This window comes from Siphonobacter sp. BAB-5385 (assembly GCF_002261125.1).
GTDB lineage: Bacteria > Bacteroidota > Bacteroidia > Cytophagales > Spirosomataceae > Siphonobacter.
Window position 1 is genome coordinate 1 of sequence record NZ_NMPS01000262.1, and the last position, 292, is coordinate 292.

Below are 292 nucleotides of genomic sequence, written 5' to 3' on the forward strand. Positions count from 1 at the left end.
GCGGTTATTCAGCATTTGGTTGAACAAAGACCGCTTGATTTTCTCGCGGGTATCGGCGAAAGTTTTTTCTTTGAGTTCGGGCAGTCGCGTCAGAATCTGAACAATCGTATACGGTTGTTCTTTATCGGTTACAATGGCCACTTTTGTATCGCTGTTAGCCGGAATCGGGAATTCGCCCAGGGGTTTGGGATTCGTGGCCGCCGGAATGGCTCCGAATTTCTCTTTGATGATCTTTTCAACCTGGGCTACGTCAAAATCGCCCACGGCAATGATGGCCTGATTCTGGGGTTGA

The 292-nt window shown here is 49.0% G+C and carries 1 protein-coding gene; it reads right to left on the reverse strand.

The window, feature by feature from the left end; genetic code table 11:
• Positions 1 to 292: insulinase family protein (locus tag BWI93_RS27195; RefSeq protein ID WP_141217624.1), on the reverse strand; the 292-nt coding region annotated here is incomplete at both ends.